This is a genomic window from Marinomonas rhodophyticola (genome assembly GCF_026113935.1).
In the GTDB taxonomy this organism is placed as follows: domain Bacteria; phylum Pseudomonadota; class Gammaproteobacteria; order Pseudomonadales; family Marinomonadaceae; genus Marinomonas; species Marinomonas rhodophyticola.
In genome coordinates, this window is the sequence record NZ_JAPEUL010000007.1 from 410,164 (window position 1) to 423,665 (window position 13,502).

Genomic DNA, 13,502 nt, shown 5'->3' on the forward strand with positions numbered 1-13,502 from the left:
TGTCTGTAGCGAATATGTCTGCCAGTAATATCAGTGCACTGCGTTTTGACTGGACTCATGCTGAAATAAAAGCCTTATTTGATTTGCCTTTTATGGATTTGATGTTTCGTGCTCAGACGATCCATAGAGAAAACTTTGCGCCTAACGAAGTGCAAGTCAGTACGCTGTTGTCTATTAAAACTGGCGCTTGTCCGGAAGATTGTAAATATTGCCCACAAAGCGGTCATTACAATACAGAGCTTGAAAAAGAAAAGTTAATGGAAGTGCAAAAGGTGCTTGAAGAAGCCGCGTTGGCAAAAGAAAAAGGCGCAAGCCGTTTTTGCATGGGAGCGGCGTGGAAGCATCCATCAGAAAAAGACTTTCCATATGTGCTTGAAATGATCAAAGGTGTTAAATCGTTAGGGTTAGAGTCCTGCGTTACTTTAGGGTCGTTAAACGATGATCAGGCCAAGCGTTTGTCGGAAGTAGGGCTTGACTACTACAACCACAACTTAGACACGTCGGCTGAGTTTTACGATAGCATAATCACCACACGAACTTATCAAGACCGTCTTGATACTTTATCTCGTGTCCGTGACTCCGGCATTAAGCTTTGCTGTGGTGGTATTATGGGCATGGGGGAAGAGCAAAAAGATCGTGTCGGTTTGTTGCGTCAACTTTCTCAAATGTCTCCGCATCCTGAAAGTGTGCCAATTAATATGCTGGTCAAGGTAGAGGGAACACCGTTAGAAAACGTTGAGGATTTGGACACTTTCGAGTTTATTCGCACCATCGCGGTGGCGCGTATTTTGATGCCAAAGTCCCATGTGCGCTTGTCAGCAGGCCGTCAAGGAATGAATGAACAGACCCAAGCCTTGTGCTTCATGGCAGGGGCAAATTCCATTTTTTATGGCGAGAAATTGCTAACGACAGGTAACCCAGAAGCCGATAAAGATATGGCTTTGTTTGCCACTTTAGGGATCAACCCTGAGAAACGTGAGGCTCATTCTGATGAGGCGGTTGTAGAAGCCATTGCAGCACAAGTTGTGAAGCAAGAAGAGTCCAAGCTGTTTTATGAAGCCAGTGTTTAATACACCGGATTGGGTGTTGGCAGCGCTTGCGGAGCGTCGCCAACACAATCTGATGCGTCGTACTATGACGCTGGACAGTGCACAAACGCCCCATACTTGTATTAATAACCAAGCTTATACTGCTTTTTGTTCTAACGACTATCTTGGATTGGCAGATCATCCTGATGTTATTCAGGCTTTGCATCTTGGTGCGCTAAAGTATGGTGTTGGTGGTGGGTCATCGCATTTGGTGTGTGGGCATTTAGCGCCTCATCAAGCGCTTGAAGACGCCTTAGCGGATTGGCTGGGTTACGATCGAGTGATGCTGTTTAGTACGGGGTATATGGCGAACCTAGGCGTGATATCGGCGCTGGCGGATAAAAACCGTCCAGTATTACAAGATAAGCTCAATCATGCTTCTTTGATTGACGGTGCGATGTTGGCGCAGGCCTCGCTGCGTCGTTATTTGCATGGCGATGTGGTGAGCGCGGAAAGGCTATTGGCAAAATCTGCCATGCCAGGTCTATTGGTCACAGACGGTGTATTTAGTATGGATGGCGATATAGCGCCGTTGCTTGAACTGTCTAGATTAGCGCGTAAGCATGAATGGATGTTTATGGTGGATGATGCTCATGGCTTGGGCTGCCTGGGGGAACAGGGTAAAGGTTGTTTATCTCTGTCGGGTTTGAATGCCAATAGTCTACCTATCTTGGTGGGTACCTTTGGTAAAGCGTTTGGCACCGCTGGCGCGTTCGTGGCGACGTCTCATGATTATGCGGAGTATTTGACGCAGTTTGCTCGGCCTTATGTGTATACCACATCGATGTCGCCAGCCATTGCGAGTGCGACGTTGGCGTCGTTGCAGATTATTCAGTCAGCAGAAGGTCAGGATAGGCGCGAGAGGTTAGCTCGACATATTGAGTATTTTCATCAAAGGATTCAGTCGCTTCCAGTTGAATTAATGCCTTCCAATACGGCCATTCAGCCAATTATTGTGGGCGACAGTAAAACCGCGCTTGATATTAGCGAGCAGTTAAAAGCACTTGGGGTTTGGTGTACGGCGATTCGCCCGCCGACTGTGCCAGCTGGTCGTGCGCGTTTACGAATTACCTTAAGCGCCGCCCACTCTGATAGTGATTTAGTGTTATTATGTGACTCACTCGAAAAAGTGTTAACCGCGACACTTTGAAATGCAAGACGTTTAAATCCAAAGTAACAGAGGGGCAGCATGCGAGCACGTATTGAAACAGAGGCGTTTGGAGACGCGTCTAATCAAGCTATTTTTATGGTATCTGGTTGGGCTATGCCGAAAGAAGTAATGCGTTCGTTTGCTTTACGTCTAAGTCAGCGTTTTTATGTTGTTGTTGCTAATTTACCTGGTATTTCGCTGGACGAGCAGTGGATTTCTCGCTCCCGCATTGGCCCTAATTACGATATTGATGCGTTATCTGAGCAATTAATTGATGTCGCACCAAAAGAGTCGTGGTGGATTGGTTGGTCTTTAGGTGGCATGGTATCTGCCTATGTCGCTGCTCGTCGCTCTAGTTGTGTGGTGGGTTTGATTACCTTGTCGTCTTCGCCGAGTTTTATTAAGCGAGAGGGCTGGGAAAATGCGATGTCTGTCGAGGACTTCGATACCTTTGCAAGCTTGGTTGAACAATCACCGGAAGAGGGTCTAAAGCGTTTTGTGATGTTGCAAGCCAAGGGCGCCGATAATGAACGGGCTTTGGTGAAACAACTACAGGCATTTTTACCCGTGAAAACCTTGAGCCGACCGGCTTTAATTGGTGGTCTTCGGTTGCTAAAAGGGCTTGATGTGCGCCGTGAGTGGTCGCTTTTAGATCGTCCTAATTTACACATACTTGGTGGTAAGGATGTGTTGGTTTCGAGCAAGTCATTTGAACAACAAGCTGATGTAAACCCTTTGCAGCACTGTGTTGTACTGTCCAATTGTGCGCATCAGTCTTTTCTTGAAGATGAAGAGGCGTGTGTACGTCATATAGAAAACTTTATCGATGCTAATAACCCCTGATATATCGACGCTTAGCTATAAGCGGCAATTGGCTAAGCGTTTTGATCGTGCTTCGCAATCTTATGATTCTTATGCGGATTTTCAAAAAATTGTTCTCAATCGACTTTTGGCCATGTTGCCTCTCAGTCAGGCGGATGTCGTATTGGATCTTGGTACGGGAACCGGTCAGGCGTTGGCGGCTTTATCAGAGCAATTAACGCCTAAATGCACGATAGCGCTTGATCTGGCACCACAGATGTTGGCTGTTGCGAGAGAGGGCGCGACCTCTTTGTCAAATATCCATTACGTTTGTGCGGACGCTGAGCGATTGCCACTTCAGGATCAGTCTTGTGACTTGGTTTTTTCGAGTCTGGCTATTCAGTGGTGCCTTAGCCCCGTGGATCTGTTTGCAGAGCTTTATCGTGTCGTAAAGCCTGGTGGCTATGTGGTTTTCTCAACACTTTCGCAAGGTTCTATGCCAGAGATTACTAAAGCTTGGTGTGGCCTAGATGATAAAAAGCATATTCATGACTATATGTCATCAGATGCGCTTGTAGCGTGTGTTAAAGCGTCAGGGTTGAACCTTTTGTCTTCTCCGTTATCTGATATTTTAATGTGGTTTGATTCACCAGAGGCGGCGGTTTATTCGTTAAAAAAAGTGGGGGCAAGTCTGATTGCAGAGGCTGCTAATGCCTCTGTCTCACCCAGTAAGTGGAAAGCATTTTTGCGCGAATATGAAAAGCAGCGTCGTGAGTTTGGTATCCCACTGAGTTATCAAGTCTCGTTTGTTGTGGCGCATCGGCCTATTAGAATTCAGGAGTAGTGAGTGAAAAAGCGTTTTTTTGTAACGGGTATTGATACCGATGCAGGTAAGACTTATGTCACGGTGGGGTTGCTGGAGGCGGCAAAACGGGCTGGCCTTAAGTCAATAGGATTAAAGCCGATTGCAGCCGGGGCTGAGTTTGTCGAAGATCGCTTGCGAAATAGTGATGCATTGCTGATGCAGCAGGCGAGTAGTGTTAATTTGTCTTATGAGCAAATAAATCCTGTGGTGTTAGAGGCTGCGATTGCACCTCATATTGCAGCGATGAAAGAGGGGCGGCTGGTAACGGCTTCTCGATTAGAGGGGTTTATAAAAGGTACATTGCTGACTCCCCATGATTTTGCTTTGATTGAGGGAGCGGGTGGTTGGAGAGTGCCTTTAAATGATAGGGAGTTTTTGTCCGATCTGGCTAAGTCGTTGCGTTTTCCTGTCATTCTGGTTGTTAATATGAAGCTTGGTTGTTTGAATCATGCTATTTTGACTGCGGAAGCAATTGTCCGTGATGGGTTGTCTTTGGCTGGTTGGGTTGCAAACTCTGGTAAAGAAAAAATGCCTGGTTTTGAAGAGAATCTTGCTAGCCTTACCAGTATGTTATCGGCGCCTTTATTAGGGGTGTTATCTTGGTACGAGAATCCACTTGATTCGCAGCAAGCGTTTGATGAAATGCTGTCAAAATTATAAAATTTTCATGGTAAGAATTTGCGATGCAACTTGTAAATGGGTGATGAAAACACATTATCATAAGTGCATTCTTTGGGGTTGAGGTGATGGTGTGAAGGCTTGGTTATGTGGTTTAGATGACGAAGAAATTTCGAGTGTTTCCAGTATCTTAACCTTTATTGGTATTGAACACAGTACGTCGTTGACAGCGTTTCACTTACCTGATTTTGTCGTATTAGGAAAGGCAATATCGTCTTTTGAATTGGATGAAATGGTACCCGTGATTTCTTTGAATGAATCTATGGAGGTTGAGGGGGATTATAATGTCTGGTTTTGCCCTTTACCTTGGCGGTCAAAAACGTTGTCGTCTGTTTTAAAAGAAATTAAACAGTTGCATACGTTTCCTCAGGCCTCAGGGGTGAATTTGAATTTACATGTTCGTCATCTAGAGGCATTGCTGATTCGTCAAGCTTTGGTGTCCACTCAAGGAGTGGTGTCTAAAGCGGCTCAAAATCTTCAAATACAACGCACCACTCTTATTGAAAAAATGCGTCGCTATAATATTGATAAATCGGAGTTTTAGTGACAAAGGATGAAGAAATTGCGGAATTAAAAGCCGCGTTTAAAGCGTTTTCCGAGTCTTCAGATGTGTTGGCTAAGTCTTATCTAGATCTTCAACAGGAAGTGGTCCGGTTGTACGAACAACTGGAAAGGTCAGAGCAGGATAAGCGCCAAGAGCAGGATAAGAACCGTATTCTTGTATTGCAGTTTCAGCAGCTGTTTGAATCGATGCCGGTTGGCGTTTTATTACTAAACGAAGATGGCATGGTGGTCATGGCGAACCCTGTCGCAGACCGATTGTTCAATCTCCCTTTGGTTGGTAAAGCTTGGGGAACCATTGTTCCAATGAGCTTTCGTCCGCAAAAAGACGATGGTCATGATGTGAGTATGGTGACAGGGCGTCGTGTTCGTGTGGAGACCGCTTCATTGGGGAATGTACCAGGGCAGTTGGTGATTCTGGTTGATTTGACGGAAGCGTATTTGTTGCAGAAGAAGCTGAGCCACCATGAAAGATTGTCTAATATGGGCAAAATGGTTGCTGCGTTAGCTCATCAAATTAGAACACCACTCTCTTCAGCAACCTTGTACGCTGGCCATTTACAAAAGCCGGATCTTCCTCCTGTTATGCGCCAAACTTTTGCGAATAAACTGGCGGATAGATTGGCGAATATTGAAAAACAAATTCGGGACATGTTGATCTTTTCACGCAGTGAAATAAAGTTAGATGAAACGGTAGCTGTTGATGACTTTATTAAGGAGCTGATCCAGCATTGCGAAGAAATTTGTGATCTCAAAAACATGCGTCTCGAAGCGGAAGGTTGTGACTTTTTGGTGACAGATTGTATTCAATGCAATAAAGAAACATTATTAGGGGCGCTGCTTAATTTATTGAACAATGCGATTGATGCTCAGTCAGAAGGGGATTTGGTGCGATTGCATTGGCATCATCATGAAGGCTATGTGACACTGACCTTTAAAGATCGTGGTATCGGTATGTCAAAAGCGCATTTAGAGCATGTGCAAGAAGGCTTTGTCACCACGAAACAGCATGGGACAGGGTTGGGGTTGATGGTTGTGAAAGCCATCGCAAGAAGCCTCATCATGGGAAATTTGAAATAGACAGTATAGAGGGTGCTGGCACGACAGCCAGTTTGACGCTTCCTCTTGTAAGGGTATGAAATGTCTGATGTTAAGTTATTGATAGTAGAAGATGACAAAGGGCTTGCTGAGGCGCTGGAAGACACGCTCATGCTGGCAAGCTATCAGTGTAAAATGGTGTACAGTGCGGAAGAGGCGATTATAGCCCTCAAGCATAATACATTTGATATGGTCGTCTCAGATATTAATTTACCTGGAATGGATGGTTACGGATTATTACGCCACGTTATTGACGCTTACCCAGAATTGCCCATTATGTTGATGACGGCATATGGTGATATTGCTCATGCCGTGGAGGCGATGCGCGATGGTGCAGTAGACTATCTGTTAAAGCCATTTCAAGAGGAAGAGCTACTTAATGCTATTGCGAAGTACACAGTAAAAGTGGCGACATCATCAACGCCTAGGCCCATTGCGAAAGATCCGGCAAGTATTGCCTTGTTAGAATTGGCTAAACGTGTCGCTGTTACCGATTCAACTGTTTTAATTTGCGGTGAAAGTGGGACAGGTAAAGAAGTGCTCGCGCATTATATTCATCAGCATTCTAACCGTCCTAATGCACCTTTCGTTGCTATTAACTGCGCTGCTATCCCCGAGAATATGCTGGAGGCGATTCTTTTTGGTTACGAAAAAGGGGCTTATACGGGGGCGGTTTCCTCTCAGGCGGGTAAGTTCGAACAAGCCAATGGCGGTACTTTATTGCTAGATGAAATCACTGAAATGGATGTGGGATTACAAGCGAAACTGTTGCGGGTTTTACAAGAGCAGGAGGTTGAGCGTCTTGGTGGGAAAAAATCGATTCCTTTAGATGTAAGAATCATTGCCACGACAAACCGTGATTTGGCGGAGTATGTTCGCGAAGGGGGATTTAGGGAAGATTTGTACTATCGTTTGAATGTGTTTCCACTGCGTTGGTTACCGATTCGCGAGCGTAAAGGTGATATTTTACCGATAGCACAGCATTTGCTGGCCAAGCATGCGGCTAAAATGCGAATTAACGGTGCGATCTTAAAGCCGTCAGCCCAAAGTAAATTAGAAGCGCATCCTTGGCCTGGTAATGTTCGAGAATTGGATAATGTTATTCAACGAGCCTTGATCTTAAGCCCAAATGCACAAATTAATGAAGATCACATTGCTTTTGATATGATGAGTTTGGCACCAGCGATGAGTGTGTCGGAGGTAGAAGAAGACAGTGCGGCCTCTATTCTTGGAAAAGGTGTGCAACAACATGAGTTTCGTATCATTGCCCAAGCCTTGCTTGATGCGCATGGAAAACGTAAAGTTGTGGCAGATAAATTAGGAATCAGCCCTAGAACTTTACGCTATAAAATCGCCAAAATGCGTGAAAGCGGTATAGATGTCGATTGATTTTTGTGTCTTGTTTTCATTCGCTTTATGCTAAGCTGTGTATTAGCGTTATGTTAAGTTATATAAATGTGATTTTTTAGGTGAATAACATGATTTCTGGTCGACCAGACATTAATCAGGTGTTGTCCCAAATGAGGGATATGCGGTCGCAGGTTCAGGCGCCTAGTTCTCCTGTGTCTAACATTGCCAAGGTGGGCGGTGAAGAGGGAAGCGGACAAACAGTTGAGCGAGCCGATTTCGCAGAAATGCTGAAAAATGCCGTTAACAATGTAAACGCTTTGCAAAAAGAATCTACACAATTAGCCCAATCTTATGAGCGCGGTGACGAAGGGGTTGATTTACCTCAAGTTATGATTGGTCTACAAAAATCGAGTGTGTCATTTGAAGCAATGACTCAGGTGCGTAATAAACTTGTAGACGCGTATGAAAAAATCATGAATATGCCTATTTAGGCGTAATAAACCGCTTGGCGCTTTTTAATGGATAATGTCCCTGCAGAACAATCGGAGCAAAAGCTCTACTTAGAGTTAGTTACCGGCTTTAACAAGCTGACCGTTATACGTCAGCTGGCATTAATGGTCGGTTTAGCTGCATCTATCGCAATTGGCTTGGCGGCGGTTTTATGGAGTAACGGACCAGACTATAAGCCTGTTTTAAGCAGCATTACTGATTATAATGCCGATCAGATCGTCGAAATTCTCAGTGTTAACAACATTCCTTTCAAACTAGATCAGAATACAGGTGCTTTGCTTGTTGAGGCCGATTACTACCATCAGGCGCGACTAAAACTCGCCGGTTCAGGTATTGTTTCCGATAACATTGTCGGTATGGAAATAATGGATCAAGAGCAAGGACTTGGTACCTCACAATTTGTCGAAACGACCCGTTACAGACGAGGTTTAGAAGGTGAATTGAGTCGTACTATCTCTAGCCTGCAGAGTATCAAAAGTGCTCGTGTACATTTGGCGATTCCAAAAGAGTCGGTATTTGTGCGCGATACGCGTAAGCCTTCCGCATCGGTTTTTCTAGAGCTTTACCCTGGACGACGTTTAGATCGCAGCCAAGTGGAAGCGATAGTGAATTTGGTGGCGTCGAGTATTTCCCAGTTAAGCGATAAGGATGTCACCGTTGTTGATCAACGTGGCACGTTATTGACGGAAAAAGATACGGATTCTGAGTTGTCTGTGGCGGGTAAGCAGTTTGATTACGCTCGAAAAGTAGAAGATGTCCTATTGCAACGGGTGAACAACATTCTTGGTCCAGTGATTGGTCAAGGACGTTTTAAAGCAGAAGTGTCGGCTGATGTTGATTTTACGGCAGTAGAAAAGACAGATGAGCAGTACAACCCAGACCTTTTGGCCCTGCGTAGTGAACAAACATTAAGAGAAAATCGCGGTGCAGGTGCAAATACGGGAGGTATTCCAGGCGCATTGACTAATCAGCCTCCTGGTGCTGTCTCTGTTCCTGAAGCCGTTGATGAAAACGGCGCACCGATAGGTGGAAATTCCACTGGGACAAACAGGCAATCTCGCGAAGAAACCACACGTAATTTTGAGCTTGATAGAAGTATTAGTTATACAAAACGTCAGCAAGGTATGGTGAGACGGCTGTCAGTGGCGGTTGTCGTGGATGATTTGGTCAGCCTGAACCCTGATACGTCTGCGGTTGTGAGAACGCCGTGGAGCGATGATGAACTTGGGCGTTTAACGTTATTAGTGCGTGATGCCGTTGGTTACGATCCCTCTCGGGGCGACAGTGTGAGTGTTATTAATTCTCCCTTTGCTCTGCCTGACCCAGAGGAACCAGAGATTGAGTTGCCGTTTTATCAGCAGGCGTGGTTCTTGAGTTTAATTCAGCCTACTTTGGTTGGTATATTTGTGCTTGTATTGCTGTTGGTCGTGGTTCGTCCAATCTTGAAAGCCCTTAGCGACCAAAATAAGATTGCGGTTACCGAAGACACTGAAGCGGCTATTTTTTCTGATGAGACGGATGAGATTTCAGATGATCAAGTCTCTCTTGTTAGTGCAGAAGATATATTGGTGCCCGGCTCTCCTGAGAAAATTGATCGCCAGTTAAATGCGATTCGTGGTTTGATAGCAGAAGAGCCAGAGCGTGTGGCTCAAGTGGTTAAACAATGGGTAATGGAAAGTAAATGAGTGAAAACCAAGGCGCAGAGTTAAGTTCCGTTCAAAAGGCAGCCGTACTTCTGATGTCGCTGGGGGAGTCGGACGCTGCGCAAATTTTGAAGCATATGGGGCCAAAAGAAGTCCAGAAGATTGGTCAAACGATGGCGCAGCTCTCCAATATCCAGCGCCATCAGGTTGAAAAAGTCTTGGATGATTTTCTGGTGTTAGTGGGAGACCAAACGGGGTTAGGTTTGGGAGCGGATGGGTACATTCGAAATATGCTTCGCGAGGCGTTGGGTGAAGAGAAAGCGGGCAGTTTGATTGATCGAATTTTGCTTGGTGGTAATACGACGGGTTTGGATACCCTCAAATGGATGGAATCGCGAGCTGTTGCGGATGTTATTCGTTATGAGCATCCGCAAATTCAGGCAATTGTTATTTCTTATTTAGACCCTGATCAAGCGGCTGATATCCTTGCCAATTTTGATGAGCGAGTTCGTTTAGACATAGTGTTACGTGTGGCGGCTTTGGAAACAGTGCAGCCCGCTGCTTTGCAAGAGTTAAACAATATACTGGAACGCCAGTTCTCCGGAAATAATTCTACACAGTCAACCACTATTGGTGGTGTCCGCACCGCTGCCAATATTATGAACTTTATCGATAGCTCGGTAGAATCTGAACTCATGGAGTCTATTCGTGATGTGGATGAAGATTTGGCGAATACTATTCAGGATTTGATGTTCGTCTTTGATAACTTATTAGACGTGGATGACCGCGGTATTCAAGTAATTCTGCGAGAGGTAGAGTCTGAAACCCTGATTTTAGCGCTTAAAGGGGCTGATCCAGACATGCAAGATAAAATCTTTAAGAACATGTCATCTCGTGCGGCCGATATGTTGAGGGATGATTTAGAAGCAAAAGGTCCTGTACGGGTCAGTGAAGTGGAAGTGGCTCAAAAAGAAATATTGGCCGTGGCCAGACGCCTTGCTGAGAACGGGGAGATAGTCCTCGGTGGCGGCGGTGAGCAGATGGTTTAGTTAGGTTATGTCTGATAAACAGGAAAAAAGTGAGCGTAAGCTGACAGCTTATGAGCGCTGGGAGCTTCCCCATTTAGAGAATAACGCGCCGCGTGAGCATTCTGGTCCTGCTATTCTTATTCAAAAAGACACCATGGTGACCACGGAGGAAGTGGATCAGGATTCTTTGGTGTATGAGCCTCTTACGGCTTCGCAGTTAGAAGAAATTCGCAGTGCGGCTTATGATGAAGGTTTTATCCAAGGGGAAGAAGAAGGTCATAAAAAAGGCCATTCTGATGGATTTGCGAAAGGGGAAGTCGATGGCTTTGAAAAAGGTCATGAGGAAGGCCGGCTTTTAGGTATTGAAGAGGGAAAGGCTCAGGCTCGAGAAGTAGCCGAAGCGCAATTAGAGTCTATTGAAGCGTTATTAGCGAATATTGTAAAAGAAATTACATCGCCTTTAGAGGAAAGTCGTACCGCTGTTGAAGATGTCTTATATCATTCTATGGCGAGAATAGTTGAAAACGTTTGCCTTGCAAAAATGCAGCAAGAAGGGCATAAGGTTTTAAAAGAGCAGTTGACCCGAGTGTTTGATGAAATTGGTGAATATGAAGGCCGTGTACGGCTGAGATTGCACTCAAATGATATTGTGGTTCTAGAAGAACTAGGCGTGAAAAGTAGACTCACCTTGCAAGTCGAAGCCGATGACTCTCTTGTTAGTGGCAGCTTTGTCATTGACTCTAAATCTTTTCATATTGATGGACGGCTTGAACAAAGGCTAGAAGCCGTTTGGGAAGAACTTCGTCACCTTTCATTACTTGATAGCTAGTTGTCATGCCAACCCTTACCGAACGTCTTAGTAAACTCAGTAGTGTGTCTGTGTCCGCGTTACCTCCGCAGCTTGAAGGGAAGGTTACCCGTATGGTTGGCTTGACCATGGAGGCGGTAGGCTGTGTGGTTGCTTTAGGCGATCGTTGTTCTGTTCAAGTTCGAAAAGATCGCTGGGTCGAATCAGAAGTGGTTGGCTTTACCGGTGACCTGACTTACCTAATGCCGACAGAAGCCATTGAAGGGATATCGCCCGGGGCACGAGTTCGTCCTTTGCTTGGGGACAGTAGAATGCCAGTGGGGGATGAGTTATTAGGTCGCGTTGTGAATGGATTAGGCAAGCCACTAGATGGTAAAGGGCCTATTAAAACCAAAGATTCTGTGACACTGCATGGCACTGTTATTAATCCATTGCAACGTAAGCCAATCAGTGAACCTTTAGATGTTGGTATTAAAGCTATTAATAGCTTGCTCACTGTAGGTAAAGGACAAAGGTTAGGTCTGTTTGCAGGCAGTGGCGTCGGTAAGAGTATGTTGCTTGGTATGATGACAAAATTTACCGAAGCAGACATTACCGTTGTTGGTCTCATAGGGGAGCGGGGACGAGAAGTTAAAGAGTTTATTGATCAGATTCTTGGTGAAGAGGGGTTGGCTCGTTCTGTAGTCGTGGCTTCTCCAGCGGATGATTCAGCTCTTATGCGATTGCGTGCTGCTATGTTAGCTACCCGTATTGCGGAATATTATCGAGATCAAGGTAAGAATGTGTTGTTATTGATGGATTCTTTGACGCGATATGCCCAAGCGCAGCGAGAAATAGCCTTATCCGTTGGGGAGCCACCTGCGACAAAAGGTTATCCACCTTCCGTATTTTCTAAATTGCCTCAGCTGGTAGAACGTGCTGGTAATGGCTGCGAAGGTGGTGGTTCAGTGACGGCATTTTATACCGTTCTAACGGAGGGAGATGATCAACAAGACCCTATTGCAGATGCTTCTAGGGCTATTTTGGATGGTCACATAGTGTTGTCTAGGCGTCTGGCAGAAGAAGGTCATTATCCTGCTATCGATATTGAGGCGTCGATCTCTCGAGCCATGCCTCATATCGTTAGCCAAGATCATTTGTACGGTGCTATGAGGGTGAAGCAGCTTTATTCTAAGTTCCAGCAAAATCAGGATCTTATTTCCGTAGGAGCGTATGCCAGAGGCAGTGATCCAGACTTGGATCAAGCGATTATACAAATGCCTGAAATTCGTCTTTTTTTACAGCAGTCTCTAACAGAAAGTTTTACCATTGATCAGAGTCTGGGTGCGTTAGTCGCTGCGATGACAAAAGGGCAGTAGACGAACACTTATAAAAACGTCTACCATTCTTTTTATTAACAAGTATTCTTTTGTAATCACTGAAATCATCCTTGTCTACTTGCTTTGGTTACGTTTATCACTTGCTCAACGATCTCTATACAGGGGGAGGGAATGAAGAAATCCCGTAGGATGCAAATTTTGGTTGATCTTGCTAAACGCAAAGAGGATGTCGCTGCCCAGCAGCTTGCTCGTGATAAAGCAAAAGTGCAGCATGATCTTAAAAAATTGAATGAGTTAAAAGATTACGCTGGGCAATATGAGTCAGAACGTAACCTCCTTGGGTTGAGTCCATACCTGACGACAAATTATCAGCATTTCGTTGACCGTGTTCAGCAGGCCATAGTTCAACAAGAAGCTGCCGTAGGTCGAGCGGAGCAGCAAGCGGATATGAGTATGCGTCGTTGGTTGCAAACTCGTACTAAAACAAAAAGTATGGATTGGTTAAAAGAAAAAAGCCACAAAGTAGAGTTGGCTGTTGAGGCAAAACAAGAACAACGTCAAAGTGACGAATTTGCCATGCGGCGTTTTTTGGACTCTATGTAA

Annotated in this window: 14 protein-coding genes; all 14 read left to right on the forward strand. The window is 45.1% G+C overall.

The window, feature by feature from the left end:
* Nucleotides 1–14 precede the first annotated feature (14 nt).
* The 14 genes from bioB (at nucleotide 15) to fliJ (ending at nucleotide 13,502) form a co-directional block, all read left to right on the forward strand.
* Complete coding sequence (bioB, locus tag ONZ52_RS10435) at nucleotides 15–1,070, forward strand: biotin synthase BioB (protein WP_265219390.1); 1,056 nt, start codon at nucleotides 15–17, stop codon at nucleotides 1,068–1,070.
* Nucleotides 1,054–2,238, forward strand: a complete 1,185-nt coding sequence (gene bioF, locus ONZ52_RS10440; RefSeq protein ID WP_265218538.1) for an 8-amino-7-oxononanoate synthase — start codon at nucleotides 1,054–1,056, stop codon at nucleotides 2,236–2,238. The genes bioB and bioF overlap by 17 nt, the downstream gene beginning before the upstream one ends.
* Nucleotides 2,239–2,277: 39 nt before the next feature.
* On the forward strand, nucleotides 2,278–3,081 hold the full coding sequence (locus ONZ52_RS10445; RefSeq protein ID WP_265218539.1) for an alpha/beta fold hydrolase: 804 nt from the start codon (nucleotides 2,278–2,280) through the stop codon (nucleotides 3,079–3,081).
* Entirely contained in the window at nucleotides 3,065–3,883 is an 819-nt protein-coding gene (bioC, locus tag ONZ52_RS10450) for a malonyl-ACP O-methyltransferase BioC (RefSeq protein ID WP_111605409.1), read from the forward strand. The genes ONZ52_RS10445 and bioC overlap by 17 nt, the downstream gene beginning before the upstream one ends.
* Before the next feature lie 3 nt (nucleotides 3,884–3,886).
* Nucleotides 3,887–4,564: a dethiobiotin synthase gene (gene bioD, locus ONZ52_RS10455; RefSeq protein ID WP_265218541.1), complete on the forward strand. Its 678-nt coding sequence runs from the start codon at nucleotides 3,887–3,889 to the stop codon at nucleotides 4,562–4,564.
* Between the two features lie 91 nt (nucleotides 4,565–4,655).
* Nucleotides 4,656–5,126, forward strand: a complete 471-nt coding sequence (locus ONZ52_RS10460) for a helix-turn-helix domain-containing protein (protein ID WP_265218543.1) — start codon at nucleotides 4,656–4,658, stop codon at nucleotides 5,124–5,126.
* A complete protein-coding gene (locus ONZ52_RS10465; RefSeq protein ID WP_265218544.1) occupies nucleotides 5,126–6,223 on the forward strand; it encodes a sensor histidine kinase in 1,098 nt (365 codons plus the stop codon). Before ONZ52_RS10460 ends, ONZ52_RS10465 begins: the two co-directional genes overlap by 1 nt.
* Nucleotides 6,224–6,283: 60 nt before the next feature.
* Nucleotides 6,284–7,630, forward strand: a complete 1,347-nt coding sequence (locus ONZ52_RS10470) for a sigma-54-dependent transcriptional regulator (RefSeq protein WP_265218546.1) — start codon at nucleotides 6,284–6,286, stop codon at nucleotides 7,628–7,630.
* A gap of 89 nt (nucleotides 7,631–7,719) precedes the next feature.
* Nucleotides 7,720–8,082 (forward strand): flagellar hook-basal body complex protein FliE, encoded by a 363-nt coding sequence (fliE, locus tag ONZ52_RS10475; protein WP_111639189.1) that lies wholly within the window; start codon nucleotides 7,720–7,722, stop codon nucleotides 8,080–8,082.
* 27 nt (nucleotides 8,083–8,109) lie between these two features.
* The gene (gene fliF / locus ONZ52_RS10480) at nucleotides 8,110–9,786 is read left to right on the forward strand and encodes a flagellar basal-body MS-ring/collar protein FliF (protein ID WP_265218547.1); all 1,677 of its coding nucleotides are present in this window, start codon (nucleotides 8,110–8,112) and stop codon (nucleotides 9,784–9,786) included.
* Nucleotides 9,783–10,793, forward strand: coding sequence for a flagellar motor switch protein FliG (gene fliG, locus ONZ52_RS10485; RefSeq protein ID WP_265218548.1), 1,011 nt, complete (start codon nucleotides 9,783–9,785; stop codon nucleotides 10,791–10,793). The genes fliF and fliG overlap by 4 nt, the downstream gene beginning before the upstream one ends.
* Nucleotides 10,794–10,800: 7 nt before the next feature.
* Nucleotides 10,801–11,601, forward strand: coding sequence for a FliH/SctL family protein (locus ONZ52_RS10490; RefSeq protein WP_265218549.1), 801 nt, complete (start codon nucleotides 10,801–10,803; stop codon nucleotides 11,599–11,601).
* Between the two features lie 5 nt (nucleotides 11,602–11,606).
* Nucleotides 11,607–12,938 (forward strand): flagellar protein export ATPase FliI, encoded by a 1,332-nt coding sequence (gene fliI / locus ONZ52_RS10495; protein ID WP_265218550.1) that lies wholly within the window; start codon nucleotides 11,607–11,609, stop codon nucleotides 12,936–12,938.
* Nucleotides 12,939–13,070: 132 nt separating this feature from the next.
* Nucleotides 13,071–13,502, forward strand: a complete 432-nt coding sequence (gene fliJ, locus ONZ52_RS10500; RefSeq protein WP_265218551.1) for a flagellar export protein FliJ — start codon at nucleotides 13,071–13,073, stop codon at nucleotides 13,500–13,502.